Annotated in this window: 12 protein-coding genes; 4 read left to right on the top strand and 8 right to left on the bottom strand. The window is 72.6% G+C overall.

Going from position 1 to position 13,813, the window contains the following annotated elements:
* Window position 1 precedes the first annotated feature (1 nt).
* Window positions 2-562, bottom strand: coding sequence for a DUF664 domain-containing protein (locus tag BLU82_RS03905; protein WP_092615871.1), 561 nt, complete (start codon window positions 560-562; stop codon window positions 2-4).
* On the opposite strand from BLU82_RS03905, the gene BLU82_RS03900 reads away from it, so the two are divergent.
* Entirely contained in the window at window positions 561-2,261 is a 1,701-nt protein-coding gene (locus BLU82_RS03900; protein ID WP_092615868.1) for a glycoside hydrolase family 13 protein, read from the top strand. The two genes, BLU82_RS03905 and BLU82_RS03900, sit on opposite strands and share 2 nt — an antisense overlap.
* 124 nt (window positions 2,262-2,385) lie before the next feature.
* Window positions 2,386-3,159 carry a hypothetical protein gene (locus tag BLU82_RS03895; protein ID WP_092615865.1) on the top strand — a complete coding sequence of 258 codons (774 nt, stop codon included), beginning with the start codon at window positions 2,386-2,388 and terminating at the stop codon, window positions 3,157-3,159.
* 105 nt (window positions 3,160-3,264) lie between these two features.
* Here BLU82_RS03895 and BLU82_RS03890 read toward each other — a convergent pair whose 3' ends face one another.
* The 7 genes from BLU82_RS03890 to BLU82_RS03860 form a co-directional block, all read right to left on the bottom strand.
* Entirely contained in the window at window positions 3,265-3,909 is a 645-nt protein-coding gene (locus tag BLU82_RS03890) for a hypothetical protein (RefSeq protein ID WP_092615862.1), read from the bottom strand.
* Window positions 3,906-4,310, bottom strand: coding sequence for a thioesterase family protein (locus BLU82_RS03885; RefSeq protein ID WP_092615859.1), 405 nt, complete (start codon window positions 4,308-4,310; stop codon window positions 3,906-3,908). Before BLU82_RS03885 ends, BLU82_RS03890 begins: the two co-directional genes overlap by 4 nt.
* Complete coding sequence (locus tag BLU82_RS03880; RefSeq protein ID WP_092615856.1) at window positions 4,307-4,759, bottom strand: thioesterase family protein; 453 nt, start codon at window positions 4,757-4,759, stop codon at window positions 4,307-4,309. Before BLU82_RS03880 ends, BLU82_RS03885 begins: the two co-directional genes overlap by 4 nt.
* Window positions 4,760-4,768: 9 nt before the next feature.
* Window positions 4,769-6,445, bottom strand: a complete 1,677-nt coding sequence (gene ettA, locus BLU82_RS03875; protein ID WP_092615852.1) for an energy-dependent translational throttle protein EttA — start codon at window positions 6,443-6,445, stop codon at window positions 4,769-4,771.
* A gap of 1,011 nt (window positions 6,446-7,456) precedes the next feature.
* The gene (ssb, locus tag BLU82_RS03870) at window positions 7,457-8,275 is read right to left on the bottom strand and encodes a single-stranded DNA-binding protein (protein WP_092615849.1); all 819 of its coding nucleotides are present in this window, start codon (window positions 8,273-8,275) and stop codon (window positions 7,457-7,459) included.
* Between the two features lie 513 nt (window positions 8,276-8,788).
* Window positions 8,789-10,507 (bottom strand): GTPase, encoded by a 1,719-nt coding sequence (locus tag BLU82_RS03865; RefSeq protein WP_092615846.1) that lies wholly within the window; start codon window positions 10,505-10,507, stop codon window positions 8,789-8,791.
* The gene (locus BLU82_RS03860) at window positions 10,504-12,189 is read right to left on the bottom strand and encodes a GTPase domain-containing protein (RefSeq protein WP_197682729.1); all 1,686 of its coding nucleotides are present in this window, start codon (window positions 12,187-12,189) and stop codon (window positions 10,504-10,506) included. The genes BLU82_RS03865 and BLU82_RS03860 overlap by 4 nt, the downstream gene beginning before the upstream one ends.
* A 153-nt stretch (window positions 12,190-12,342) precedes the next feature.
* Between BLU82_RS03860 and BLU82_RS03855 the strand changes: the two genes are divergently transcribed.
* On the top strand, window positions 12,343-12,864 hold the full coding sequence (locus BLU82_RS03855) for a YbhB/YbcL family Raf kinase inhibitor-like protein (protein WP_092625413.1): 522 nt from the start codon (window positions 12,343-12,345) through the stop codon (window positions 12,862-12,864).
* A 7-nt stretch (window positions 12,865-12,871) separates the two neighbouring features.
* Complete coding sequence (locus BLU82_RS03850; RefSeq protein ID WP_092615843.1) at window positions 12,872-13,786, top strand: class I SAM-dependent methyltransferase; 915 nt, start codon at window positions 12,872-12,874, stop codon at window positions 13,784-13,786.
* Window positions 13,787-13,813: the final 27 nt, after the last annotated feature.

Raw genomic sequence — 13,813 nt, 5'->3', positions numbered from 1 at the left:
GTCAGGCCACCCCGAGGCGAGTCACGATGCCGCGCACGAACGCGGCCTGCCCGACGTGCTGGTAGTTGTCGCCGATGACGCTGACCAGCCGCACCCCCATCGTCACCGGCGGATCCCAGCTCTCGTCGACGACGCGGTCCAGCGTCTCGTCGTCGAGCTCGCGCAGGAAGCCCTCCGTGATCTCGTGCGTCGCGTCGAAGTAGCCCGTCAGCAGCTCGGGGTCGTCCACCACGACGGCCGCGACGTCGGCGCTGCTGTGGCCGTAGCCGGTCGCCGACGGCGGGAACGGCAGGTCGAACCGGTGCGCCCACGGGCCCGACGTCCACACCTGGTCGATGCCGGCGAGCTCCGCGATGTGGTCGTCCTGGACCCGGGTCAGGTGCCAGACCAGCCAGGCGATCGAGTTGGCGTCCGGGTCGGCGCGGTACGCGAGCTGACTCGGCGTCAGCCCGCCGACCGTCGCGTGGACCCGTTCGCGGATCCGATCGAACGCATCGACCAGCAGGTCGGGACCATGCACGGTGCACCACTCCTCAACGCGGGCGTCGGTGTGAACCGCCATGACACCACATCCGCCGCCGGCCGTACTGCTGGACCCCGCGACTGTTCTAGGCTGGTGTCCCGTGACTCAGGCTTCCCGTGACTGGTGGAGAGACGCCGTCATCTACCAGGTGTACATCCGCTCCTTCGCCGACGGCAACGGCGACGGCGAGGGCGACATCGCCGGCCTGCGCGACCGGCTCCCGTACCTGCACGATCTCGGCATCGACGCGCTGTGGATCAACCCGTGGTACCCGTCGCCGCTGAACGACGGCGGCTACGACGTCGCCGACTTCCGCGACATCGATCCGCGCTTCGGTGACCTCGCGCAGGCGAAGGCGCTGCTCGACGAGGCGCACGGGCTCGGCCTGAAGGTGCTCCTCGACATCGTCCCGAACCACAGCTCGTGGGATCACCGCTGGTTCAAGGAGGCGCTGGCCGCCGGCCCGGGGTCGCCCGAGCGGGCCCGCTACATCTTCCGCGACGGCCGCGGCGACGACGGTGAGCTGCCGCCGAACAACTGGCGCAGCGTCTTCGGCGGGCCGGCGTGGGAGCGCGTCACCGAGCCCGACGGCACGCCCGGCCAGTGGTACTTCCACATCTTCGACGTCTCGCAGCCCGACTTCGACTGGGAGAACCCCGAGGTCAGGGCCGAGTTCCTGGACATCCTCCGGTTCTGGTTCGACCTCGGCGTCGACGGCTTCCGCATCGACGTCGCGCACGGCATGGTCAAGGACATGGACGGGCCGGATCTCCCGTACGACGAGTCCGGCCTGCTCGACCGCCCGTCCATCGCCGACCACCCGTTCTTCGACCGCGACGGCGTGCACGAGATCTACCGCGGCTGGCGCGAGATCGCCGACTCCTACGACCCGCCGAAGCTGTACGTCGCCGAGGCGTGGGTCGAGCCCGCGTCGCGGCTGGCCCGCTATCTGCGCGACGACGAGCTGCACAGCGCGTTCAACTTCGACTACCTGAAGTCGGGGTGGACGGCCGCCGACCTGCGCCGGTCCATCGACGACTCGGTGACGGTGCTCGGTTCGGCCGGCGCCCCGGCCACGTGGGTCCTCGAGAACCACGACGTCGAGCGGGTCGTCACGAGGTACGGCCGCGCGGTGACGGCGGCCGGCACGGGCCACGCCGGGCGCATGTCCGGCCCCGTCGACGTCGAGCTGGGCACGCGGCGGGCGCGGGCGGCGGCGCTGCTCATGCTGGCGCTGCCGGGCGGCGCGTACGTCTACCAGGGTCAGGAGCTCGGGCTGGCCGAGGTCCTCGATCTGCCCGAGGAGTCGCTGCAGGACCCGGTCTGGGAGCGGTCCGGCCGCACCGAGCGTGGCCGCGACGGCTGCCGGGTGCCCCTCCCCTGGGCCGTCTCCGGGCCGTCGCACGGGTTCGGTTCGGGCGGTTCGTGGCTGCCGCAGCCGTCCGGCTGGGGCCGGCAGTCGGTCGAGGCCGAGTCGAGCGACCCCTCGTCCGTGCTGTCGCTGTACCGGTCGGCGCTGCGATCGCGGCGCGACATCCCGTCCGCCGAGCCGCTCACCTGGCTCCCCTCCGACGCCGACGTGCTCGCCTTCCAGCGCGGCGCCTCGTTCGTCTGCGTGGTGAACCTCGGTGCGGCCCCGGTGCGGCTGCCCGCCCACCGCGAGGTGATCCTCGCCAGCGACGCCCTCACCCCTGACGGCCTGCTGCCCGCCGACGCCACCGTCTGGCTGGCGCTCTGACCGTGCGCCGAGGCCGCCGTACGCTCCTGATCCCTCGGGCGCGCGGCGGCCTCGCCACGTCGGCTTCCTTCTTCCCAGCGTCACCCGGCGCCGTACTGACCCGGCGAGGCGAGACACTGGCGTCATGGACGACGTGACCCGCTTGGGCAACTCGCGCCGGTTCTGGACCGATGCCGAGCCGTCGGTTCCGCCACCGGTCCGGCGGCGACCCGTTCCGGATCTGACCGACTTCGGCACGTTCGCCGTCCGCGTCGGTCAGCGCCGGTCCGCCTGGTACTCGCCCGCCCTGCTGGCCGGGTTGGCGTTGTTCTGCGCCGGGTACTCGATGGTGTCCGGCTCAGGACTGTTGCCGTTGTCGCAGCCGACCCGGCGCGTCGTGCTGCTCGCGATCGCCGGAGTCCTCCTCGTCGCCGCGGTCGTGGTGCTGATGCGGAACCTGCGTCTCGGCGACGCCCATCTGCGCCGCGATCATCGGATCTTCGTCGAGCACGGCATCGTGACGGAGGCGTACCGGACCTGGCTGAACGTCTCGAGCAGCGAATCACCCCAGCTGGCGTGGGTGCTGATCGACGCTCGCCTGCCGGACCGGCAGGCCGCCCGCCTGCACGCGGCGTTCGACGGCTGGCTCACCGCGGTCGGCGCTGATTCGGACATGAAGACGCGCACCTCCGGCTGGTTCCGAGCCGGCAGCGGACTCGTCCCGAGCGAGGAGCTGTTCGGTCCGGCCGCGACCGGCGGTTTCCTGGCCGGCCCGTCGGCGTACGGGCATTGGAAGGTCGTGATGCCCAAGCCGGGTACCGAACCGGCGCCGCTGGACGCCGGCGGATCCTGGACGTACCGCTCGGTTCGTGACGACGAGCCGGCCGCGCCCGTGCCCACGATCGGTCCCGCCGAATAAGCGCCCTGCGGGTCGAGGAGGGAGAGCGCCTCGTCCATCAGCATGATGTCGCTGCCTGCGACCGTCGGCCGGCGCCAGGTCCTGCTGAACACCCGCCTGCAGCCGTCAGAGCGCGAACAGGGCGAGCCCGGTCCGCGCGATCACGGAACCGTGCGGCGCGTCCAGCCGCCACCAGGCGCCGACCGTCCGCAGCGCGACCTCCGCGCCGTCCGGCCCGACGAGGAACCCGTACGACGACGCGGCGTGCGCGAGCCGCAGCGGCATGCCGGCCGCGAGCTCGCGGTCCCAGATCTCCGTCGCCAGCCCTTCGAGTGCCGCCCTCCCCGCCCGCAGCGACTTGCCGTCGGCGACTCCGACGGCGCGGGTGCGGAACTCCTCGACGCCGCGTTCGACGTCGGCGATGACAGCGGTGAGCGGGAGCCGGGCGAGTTCGGTCCAGCCGGACCGCGGCGGCAGGCTGCTCGCCCACCGCAACGCGGGCAGCGCCGGCGGCAGCTCGAACCGCCCGGCCGCACCGACGGCCCGGGCGGCGAGGTTGCCGGCCTCGACGACGACGTCGAAGTCGGCGGGCTCGGCGAGGGCCACGGCCCGCAGCGCAAGCGCGTCGAACGGCGTCTCGGCGAAGCAGCCGGCGACCGTCCCGTGGGCGACGATGCGCAGGACGGAGTCGGGCTCGTACTTGGCGACCCGGCGGGCGAACATCGCGAGGTCGTCGGCGGCGCCCGGCTGAGCGGGGACGAACGACGTCATGGCGACGGCTCGAGATAGCGGTCGAGCACCTCGCGCTCGGCCGGGCTGACCGGCCGCGGCGTGTTCGCGCGGACGTCGAACGCGACCAGCACTCCGGTGGCCCGCGCGAACAGCGTCGACGCGTCCTTCACCTCGTACGCGACCTCGAACGACGTGGTGCCGACGCGCGTCACCCACACCTCGACCTGCAGCGGCTCGGTGCGGAACGGGACCGGCGCGAGGTAGTCGATGCTCTGGTGCACGACGACGGAGCCCTCGTGCGCCGTGTTGCCCGACCTGAGCTGGCGGTGCGCGAAGTCGACCCGGGCCTCCTGCAGGTATTCGGCGAACGTCACGTTGTTGACGTGCCCGAACGCGTCGAGGTCGTCGAACCGGACGGAGCACTCGTAGACGTGTCTCACGCGGCCGCCTTCCCCGGCTCCGGCCCGTCGAGCTCGATGAACGACTCGAGCACCAGCCGTTCCTCGTGCGCGACCCGGCGCGGACGCGCGTCCTCGAGGTCGTACGGCACGAGCACCGTCGACGCCACCGCGTACACCGTCCGCATGCCGTCGCCGTCGTCGTCGAGCACCTCGTAGCCGAGGTCGAACGACGAGTTGCCGACCCGCCGCACCCACGTCTCGACGCGCACCGGCGCGGCTCGGTAGTGCAGCGGCGCGTGGTAGCTGATCTCGTGCCGCGCCACGACGACGCCCTCGGCGAGCTGCTCCGCCCCCTGCTTCGGGGCGTGGACGAACAGCATGTCGACGCGCGCCTCCTGCAGATAGCGCAGGTAGACGACGTTGTTGACATGACCGTAGGCGTCCATGTCGGCCCAGCGCAGGGGCACGTGTGTCACGTGGCGCGGCACGCCGGGCCCCTAGTCGCGGCTGAGCTTGCGGTAGGTGACCCGGTGCGGGCGCGCGGCGTCGGCGCCGAGCCGCTCGATCTTGTTCTTCTCGTAGCTCTCGAAGTTGCCCTCGAACCAGAACCACTTGGCCGGGTCCTCGTCGTCGCCCTCCCACGCGAGGATGTGGGTGGCGACGCGGTCGAGGAACCACCGGTCGTGCGACGTGATGACGGCGCAGCCGGGGAATTCGAGCAGCGCGTTCTCGAGCGACTGCAGCGTCTCGACGTCGAGGTCGTTGGTCGGCTCGTCGAGCAGGATCAGGTTGCCGCCCTGCTTCAGCGTCAGTGCCAGGTTCAGCCGGTTGCGCTCGCCACCGGACAGCACGCCGGCCGGCTTCTGCTGGTCGGGGCCCTTGAACCCGAACGCCGACACATAGGCGCGGCTCGGCATCTCGACCTGGCCGACCTTGATGTGGTCGAGCTCGTCGGACACGACCTGCCAGACGTTCTTCTTCGGGTCGATGCCGCCGCGCGACTGGTCGACGTAGGACAGCCGGACGGTGTCGCCGATGCGGAACGAGCCCTCGTCGGGCTCCTCCTGGCCGACGATCATCTTGAACAGCGTCGTCTTACCGACACCGTTCGGGCCGATGACGCCGACGATGCCGTTGCGCGGCAGCGTGAACGACAAGTCGCGCATGAGCGTGCGCTCGCCGAAGCCCTTCGTGACCTTGTTCGCCTCGACGACGAGGTTGCCCAGGCGCGGGCCCGGCGGGATCTGGATCTCCTCGAAGTCGAGCTTGCGGGTCTTCTCGGCCTCGGCCGCCATCTCCTCGTAGCGATCGAGACGGGCGCGCTGCTTCGTCTGCCGGCCCTTGGCGTTGGAGCGGACCCACTCCAGCTCTTCGCGCAGGCGACGCTGGCGCTTGGCGTCCTTCTGCCCCTCGACCTTGAGGCGGGCTTCCTTGGTCTCGAGGTACGTCGTGTAGTTGCCCTCGTAGCCGTGGACGCGGCCGCGGTCGACCTCGGCGATCCACTGCGCGACGTGGTCGAGGAAGTACCGGTCGTGCGTCACGGCGATGACCGCGCCGGGGTACTTCTCGAGGTGCTGTTCCAGCCACAGCACGCTCTCGGCGTCGAGGTGGTTCGTCGGCTCGTCGAGCAGCAGCAGGTCGGGCTGCTGGAGCAGGAGCTTGCACAGCGCCACCCGGCGGCGCTCGCCACCGGACAGCACCTTCACGTCCGCCTCGGGCGGCGGGCAGCGCAGCGCGTCCATCGCCTGCTCGAGCTGGGAGTCCAGCTCCCACGCGTTGCGGTGGTCGAGCTGCTCCTGCAGCTTGCCCATCTCTTCGAGCAGCTCGTCGGAGTAGTCGACGGCCATCTTCTCGGTGATCTCGTTGAACCGGTTGATCAGCTCGAGAGTCTCGGCCACGCCCTCCTGGACGTTGCCGAGCACGGTCTTGTCCTCGTTCAGCGCCGGCTCCTGCGCGAGGTAACCGACCGTCGCGCCGGGCGCCAGCTGGGCGTCACCGTTCGACGGCTGGTCGAGCCCCGCCATGATCTTCAGGATGCTCGATTTACCGGCGCCGTTGGGCCCGACGACGCCGATCTTCGCCCCTGGCAGGAAGTACAGCGTGACGTCGTCAAGGATGACCTTGTCACCGTGCGCTTTGCGCGCCTTACGCATGGAGTAAATGAAGTCCGCCATAACGAGTCCAAGAGTACGGCCTCACGTCCACCCGAGACGACCGCGTCTCCCTCTCTGAGCACGCCAGCACCCGCCGACGCCCCGTTCCCGCCCGCCGTCGCTGGTCTCGGTGGGCCACGACTGGGTTGGTGGCGACGGTCTGCCCTGGTCAGCCGAGTACTGGCAGACGTTGCCTCGGGTTGACTGGCGGTTCGGTCCTCCTCTCGTCGATGAGCCCGGCCCCGTGTGGGTGTCGCGCGGTCTAGGGGCACTGCCGCTCGGCGGGCCGGCCCATCGGCGGGCACGGCCCATCGGCGGGCACGGCCCGTCGGCTGGGTCGATCACGGGCTCAGCACGGTTCTCGTTGTCGGTGTTCCTCGTTCGGTGCCAGCGCAGTCATGGCGAGAGGCCGGCCTCGCCGCGGAGCGCGGCACGGGCTCCGCGGCGAGGAGTTCGTTGCGATCCGCAGCATCGCCGCCGCGCCCGCGAGGTGGCGCAGCCCAGCGGCCCAGTGCGCCGGCCTCCGGGCGACCCGGCGACCCGGCGACCCCAGCCGGCCCTGGCAACCCGGCGACCCAGTGCACCGGCCACCCGGCGACCCCAGCCGGCCCTGGCAACCCCAGCCGGCCCTGGCGACCCCAGCGGCCCAGTGCGCCGGCCTCCCGGCGACCCGGCGACCCGGCGACCTCAGCCGGCCCTGGCAACCCCAGCCGGCGCTGGCGACCCCAGCGGCCCAGTGCGCCGGCCTCCCGGCGACCCGGCGACCCCAGCTGGCCCTGGCGACCCTGGCAACCCCAGCCGGCGCTGGCGACCCCAGCGGCCCAGTGCGCCGGCCTCCCGGCGACCCGGCGACCCCAGCGGCCTTGGCGACCCAGCGCCCAGTCGATCCAGCGTCCCGGCGGCGACCCAGCGACCAGCGGCCCAGCGATCGAGACTTGCCGATGAAGGGCCGCGCCGTCGGTCGTCGTGGCGCAGCACGAGTCGGGGGAGGCCCGTGTTGCGGACAGCGTCGACCGACGGCGCGGGGTCGGGTCAGCCGGGGACACCCGCTTTCTCACGGCGGGCGCGATTGCCGGAGCGCGGCGATGGCGTCGCCTCCGCCCCCGCCTCCGGCGGCTCTGCTGCCGGATCGGCCGTCGCGGCGACGGCCGGCGGCACGGATCTGGAGGTGGCGCGCGCATCGGTCGCGGACGCGGTCTTCGATGCGCCGGACGACCGGTCGTCGCCCATCATCCGATCGCCGGCACGCATGTGATCGCCGGCCGCCAGGCGGTCGCCGACCGGTCCCGGCGCGTTGGCAGGCACGCGGCCGTTCGCCGGAGCGGGTTCGGCCGGCCGTTCTCGACCGGGTGGCAACGCGGCAGGGAGTCCGCCGGAGACGATCTCGCCCGTGCGCTTGTCGACCACTGCCTGCTCGTCATGGGTGACGAGGTAGGCGGCGCGCACGGAGTCGACGGCGTCGTCGTCCTCGGGGAGGAACGGCTGGCGGCTGACCTTGGTGAACGATGACGTACCGCGGTAGAGATCGTGGCCGAGACTGCGCGCCGTGATCTCAGGCGAGATGCGCACGACATGTTGGTCGTCGCGCCACTCACGGTTCTTGAGCCGGCCGTGCACGACCACCGGATCGCCCTTGCGCAGCGACGCCTTGATGTTGTCGGCCAGCGGCGAGCGCCAGCAGTAGACGGTGTAGAAGGACGTGTCGTCGTCGACCCAGGACCGCGCCCGGGAGTCGTACCGCTGACCGTTGCAGGCCAGCCGGAAGCTGGCGAACGTCTCGCCCTTCTTCGTCTCGTCCAGCCGGGGTTCGGTCGCGACGTTCCCCACGACGGTGATCATGACCTCGCTCATCTGACAGCTCCTGTGCTCGTTCCCGTTGGGTGATGCACCCGAGACTTCCGTTCGAAGCGAGTGATCGAAAGGCCGGTTCGGCGGAATGTGGACAACTCCGCGAACTCGTCGGCGCTGTGGACAACGGCGGGGTCGGTACCGCCGGTCCGACGCGCCCGGCTGACGACAAGGAGCGACATGGGGCTGGGGCTGGGGCTGGGGCTGGGGGCGAGGGGTGAGCTCGGACCGCCGCTGGGGCGAGGGGTGAGCTCGGACCGCCGCTGGGGCGAGGGGTGAGCTCGGACCGCCGCTGGGGCGAGGGGTGAGCTCGGACCGCCGCTGGGGCGAGGGGTGAGCTCGGACCGCCGCTGGGGCGAGGGGTGAGCTGGGTTTGGCGCTGGGGCGAGGCACGGGCTGGGGGCGAGGGCCGGGCTCCCCCAGAGGCAGAGGTTCAGGCGCGCAGGGGTCCCAGAGACGGGGTTCAGGCGCGCATGGAGTCCGTCAGAGACGGGTCAGGCGCGCCGGGGACGGGCGCTAGGAGCGGGCCCGTTCCAGGGCAGTGGTGAAGGCGCGGTACTTGGCCAGCTCGGCGTCGATGGGTTGGACGACGACGTCGGAGGCGAGGGTGTCGATGAGGTCGCGGAGTTGGCGGCGGACCCGGGCCTCCTGACGCCGGCTGCCACGTCGGGCCGCGACGAGACCGAGGAGGCCGAGCAGCACGCCCAGCACCAAGCCGCCGGCCAGCAGGACCGTCGGCACGGGGAGGCCGCCGACCGAAGGCTCCGCGACGTCGAAACGGAGGAACGAGGTGCCGGCCAGGGCGAGCAGCCACAGCACCCCCGCCGCCGCGGTCAGGAGGGCGAGCCACTGCAGCACGTTCAGCAGCCGCCACCAGCCCGGCCGCGACGCGATGCCGAAGTCGGTGCCGGCGACCCGCCGGTCGAGCTCGTCCTGCAACCGGGTACCGGCCGACGCGGCGACGGAGCGGACGGAATCGCGCCAGGACGGAGGGAGGGAACCGGCCGCGGCGTCGGCGTACTCGCGGACCGCCGCATCCGACCGCGACCGCTGCACCGGCGTCGGCGCCGGCAACGAGATCCGGGCGGACGAACCGCCAGACCCACCAGACCCGGACGGCCCGCCAGGCCCGGCCGAGCCGAGCCCGGACCCGCCCGAGCCGAGCCCCGACCCACCGCCGGACGGCGCCAACGCGGACGACCGGACGCGGACGCCCAGCCTGGACAGCGGATCGCGTCGAAACCGGCCCAGCCAGCGGGTGATCGGCCACCCGGTCGCCACGCGCGCCCGCTGCAGGTACGAGCGTCCGGCCGCCTCCGCCACCACGTCGGCGCCCGACGCCGAGGCGACGGCGGAGGCGAGCTGCCGCCGCTCCCCGTCACCCACCGTCCCCGGCGAGCCGGCGCCCACCGCGGTCGCCACCAGCTCGGCCGTCATCCTGATGTCGGCCTCGATGCGCTCGTCGACGGCGCGGCGCTTGGTGACGGCGGTCCGGATGAGGTCGACCAGCACCTCGACCCCGTCGCCGGTCGCGGCGGACAGGGCGACCACCGGGACCTCGTCCAGCCCGTCCTTGTCGAGCAGCCCGCGCAGGTCGGTGACGCACTCGACAACGTCGGCGCGGGTGAGCCGGTCGATCTGGTTGAGCACGATGACGGTGACGCCCTGGTGCGACGCCAGCGGCCGCAGGTACCGCTCGTGCAGGGCGGCGTCGGCGTACTTCTGCGGGTCGAGGATCCAGACGAAGAGGTCGACCATCTCGACGAGGCGGTCGACGGTGTCGCGGTGCGCCTTCTGGGTGGAGTCGTGGTCGGGCAGGTCCAGCAGGACGAGGCCGTCGAGGTCGTCGCTCTCACCGGAGTCGAGCACGCTCTCGCGGGCGACGCGGTTCCGCGGCGGCACGGCGAGCCAGTCCAGCAGCGGGATCACGCCCTGCGTCCCCCACACGACGGCGAGCGGGTCGGACGTCGTGGGGCGGCGGACGCCGACGACCGAGACCTCCATGCCGGCGATGCGGTTGAACAGCGTCGACTTGCCGCTGCCCGTGGCGCCGGCCAGCGCGACGACGGTGTGCTCGACGGAGAGCTGACGGCGCTCGCCGGCGCGGTCGACGACGACCTGCACCGTCTGGGCGAGGTCGGCCGGCAGCCGCTTGCCGCCGGCCGCGACCGCCTCCTGGAGCGCGGTCACCCGTTCCGGCAGCGTGATGCGGCCTCGTCGGGACCACCTCTTCATCCAGCGTCCTCCCGGGCCTGCTCGACGGTGACGAGGGCGGCCCGCAGCGCGTCGCCGGCGCCGGCCTCGACGGGTAGTCCCCCGAGCCGGTCGGTGAACCGCGCGGACTCGGTCCGCAACAGCTCCTCGACCCGTTCAGACAGGTCGGCGCGAGCGCGGGCGGCCAGCCGCCGCACGGCCTCGTCGCCGAAGATCGCCTCGAGCAGCTTCTGCCCGACGACGGCGGTCCCGCCCGCGACGCCGACCTCGGCGCCGGTCAGCCCGGCCGTCGACGCGAACACGACGATCATCAGCGCGAGCCCCAGCCCGTTCACGCCGAAGGAGAGCAGCCGGGCGTTGTACCGCTTGTCCGCGCCCTCCGACCGGACCATCGCCAGGACCGCGTCCTGCCATTCGCGGACGGTCCTGGCGCTGCGTTCGGGGAGGTCGCCGGTGGCGCGGGAGAGGTCGTCGCCGGCCAGCAGGGCACGGCCGGCGGCGGAGTCGCGCCACTTGCCGTCGGCCTTCTCGGCGGCCCGGTTGGCCTCCTCGACGATCATCGCGGCGACGCCGTTCTCGATCGCCTCCTCGACCGCCGCGGCGGGCTGCGGCCGGCCCTTCAGGAACGCCGTCACCTTGTCGCGCAGGCGCCCGACCCGCGCCTCCAGCGAGCGCATGAAGTCGCCGGTCCCGACGAAGTCCTGCCAGCGCGCGAGCACCTCGCCGCGCAGCATGGAGCCGTCGGCGGACGCGGCGTCGATGCGCTTGGCCGTCTTGCCGTAGACGTGCGCGATCTCGTCGCGCAGCCGGGTCAGCGCCTCGACCTGGTGGTCGGCGGCGTCGGCGAGCATCGGGAGCTGCCGCAGCGCCCCGCCGATGGCGCCGTCGAGGGTCCGCCGGACGATCTCGTTGCGGGCCGACTCGTCGGCGGCCAGCCCGTCCAACCAGCCCCGCACCGACGCGACCGCCTCCTCGGGCAGCAGGCCGGCGTCGTCGGGCGCGGCCTCCTCGACGACGAGCAGCGGTGCGTCGCCGAGACCGTGCTCGGCCAGCATCGCCGACAGGTGCGTGCGGACCTCGCTGACGGCGTCGGGCGCGACGCGGTCGAGGACGACGGCGACGGCGGCCTGGCGGTCGGCCGCGGCGCGCAGGAAGTCCCACGGGACGGCGTCAGAGTAGCGGGCCGCGGTGGTGACGAACAGCCACAGGTCGGCGGCCGCGAGCAGCTGCGCGGCGAGCGCCCGGTTCTCCGTCACGACGGAGTCGACGTCGGGTGCGTCGAGGATCGCGACGCCGGTCGGCAACCCGTCGTCGGCGACCAGGCGCAGCGCCCCGCCGGCCTGGTCGTGGATCGCCACGCGCGGGAGGTCCGGCAGCACCCGCAGCTCGTCGAACCAGCCGACGTCGTCGGGGTGGTGCACCAGGACCGGTGACCGCGTCGTCGGACGCAGCACGCCGGCGTCGCTGACCTTCCGCCGGACCAGCGAGTTCACCAACGTCGACTTGCCGGCGCCGGTCGACCCGCCGACGACGGCGAGCAACGGCGCGTCCAGCTGGTCGAGGCGCGGGAGGATGTAGTCGTCGAGCTGAGCCAGCAGTTCGCGCCGCGTCGTACGAGCGTCGTCGGCGTCGCTGACGTCCAGCGGATACTGCACCCCCGAGAGCCGGCCGCGAAGTGCGGCGAGAGCGCCGTGAACGCTCACCTCTGCGGTATCCACTGGCGAATCTTGCACTCTCGAACCGTCCCCGGCCAAGAGTGATCGCGCCATTGATGCCAATCGTTCACATGCCGAGTCACAGCGACGAGTCGATGGACTAACGTCGGGCGTGCCGAAATTCCCGCGATGGAGGCCTCGATGTCGCTCGAACGTCCCACCCCGCCCGACCCCTACACCCTGCTTCCGTCCGTCCCGCCCATGACGCTGACCAGCGACGACGTGGCCGACGGTGAGCAGCTCGCCGCTGACTTCGTCTCCGCCGCGGCCGGTGGGGCGAATCAGTCGCCGCAGTTGTCGTGGTCCGGCGCGCCCGACGGCACGCGCAGTTACGCGCTCACGTGCTTCGATCCCGACGCTCCGACGCCGAGCGGCTTCTGGCATTGGGTCGTCGTCGACATTCCGGCGACGACGACGTCCATCGCGCGCGGCGCGGGGCTGCCCTATCCGGCGTTCGCCGTTCGGAACGACGCCGGCACCGCGGAGTACTTCGGCTCGGCGCCGCCGCAGGGCGACGTCCCGCACCGGTACTTCTTCGTCGTCCACGCGGTCGACGTCGAGACGCTCGGGGTCGGCGCCGATGCCTCCCCCGCCGTCGTCTCGTTCAACCTCGCGTTCCACACGCTGGCCCGCGGCATGGTGGTGCCGGTCTACTCGCACTGAGCGCGGCGTGATCCACCAGCACCCGCTCGCCTACCTGCTCGGGCTCGAGGGGGTGGCGCTGCTGCGCGCGTTCGCCGGCGAACACGACGAGGAGTTCGTCGCCGCGCGGCTGGCCGAGATCCGGTCGCTGCTGGACGACGCCGACGAGCTGGGCGCGGGCGGCGCGGCGATGGAGCTGACGTCGGCCGAGGCGTACGGCTGGTGGGCCGGCGGCTACGACGCACCCGGCAACCAGCTGATCGACATCGAGGGCCCGATCGTCCGCTCGCTGCTGGACAGCGTCCCGGTGGGCGTCGCGCTCGACGCGGCCTGCGGCACCGGACGGCACGCGGAGTACCTGGCCGCGCTCGGGCACGAGGTCATCGGCGTCGACAGCTCGCCGGAGATGCTGGCCGTCGCGCGGACGAAGGTGCCGTCGGGCTCGTTCCTGGACGGCACGCTCCAGGCGCTGCCGGTGCCGGACGACGGCGTCGACCTCGTCGTGTGCGCGCTCGCGCTCGCCCACGTCCCCGACCTGCGACCGGTGTTCGCCGAGTTCGCCCGCGTGCTCCGGCCCGGCGGTTCCCTGGTGGTGTCGGACCCCCGTGGAAGGCTGGGCGACGTCGGGCTGCCGATCGTCGTGCCCGGACCCGGCGGCGGCATGGGCTACCTGCCGAACCGCAGCCGGCTCGCCAGCGAGTACCTGGCGGCCGCGCTGCCGCTCGGCTTCGAGGTCCGGCACTGCGAAGAGCCGATGCGCCCGTCGCCGTTCGTCGACCCCGACGGCGTCCCGCCCGGCGCCGTGGGCGCGGCGCCGCCGCTCACCCCGTCGGGCCGCCCGCCGAACATCTGGGCGCTGCACCCGCTGATCCCCGACGCCGCCAACGCGGCCTACGAGGGCAGTCCGGCGGCGATCGTGTGGCGGTTCCAGCTGTCGCCGTAGCCGAGCCCTCGATTGCAGAATCTCTTT

This window comes from Jiangella sp. DSM 45060 (genome assembly GCF_900105175.1).
In the GTDB taxonomy this organism is placed as follows: domain Bacteria; phylum Actinomycetota; class Actinomycetes; order Jiangellales; family Jiangellaceae; genus Jiangella.
Note: the sequence above shows the minus strand (reverse complement) of the source record. Positions and strands in the feature narration are given on the sequence as shown.

Coding starts and splice junctions, on each gene's coding strand:
- BLU82_RS03900 (WP_092615868.1), top strand. CDS start 561: ATGACACCACATCCGCCGCCGGCCGTACTGCTGGACCCCGCGACTGTT.
- BLU82_RS03905 (WP_092615871.1), bottom strand. CDS start 562: ATGGCGGTTCACACCGACGCCCGCGTTGAGGAGTGGTGCACCGTGCAT.
- BLU82_RS03895 (WP_092615865.1), top strand. CDS start 2,386: ATGGACGACGTGACCCGCTTGGGCAACTCGCGCCGGTTCTGGACCGAT.
- BLU82_RS03890 (WP_092615862.1), bottom strand. CDS start 3,909: ATGACGTCGTTCGTCCCCGCTCAGCCGGGCGCCGCCGACGACCTCGCG.
- ettA (WP_092615852.1), bottom strand. CDS start 6,445: ATGGCGGACTTCATTTACTCCATGCGTAAGGCGCGCAAAGCGCACGGT.
- ssb (WP_092615849.1), bottom strand. CDS start 8,275: ATGAGCGAGGTCATGATCACCGTCGTGGGGAACGTCGCGACCGAACCC.
- BLU82_RS03865 (WP_092615846.1), bottom strand. CDS start 10,507: ATGAAGAGGTGGTCCCGACGAGGCCGCATCACGCTGCCGGAACGGGTG.
- BLU82_RS03855 (WP_092625413.1), top strand. CDS start 12,343: ATGTCGCTCGAACGTCCCACCCCGCCCGACCCCTACACCCTGCTTCCG.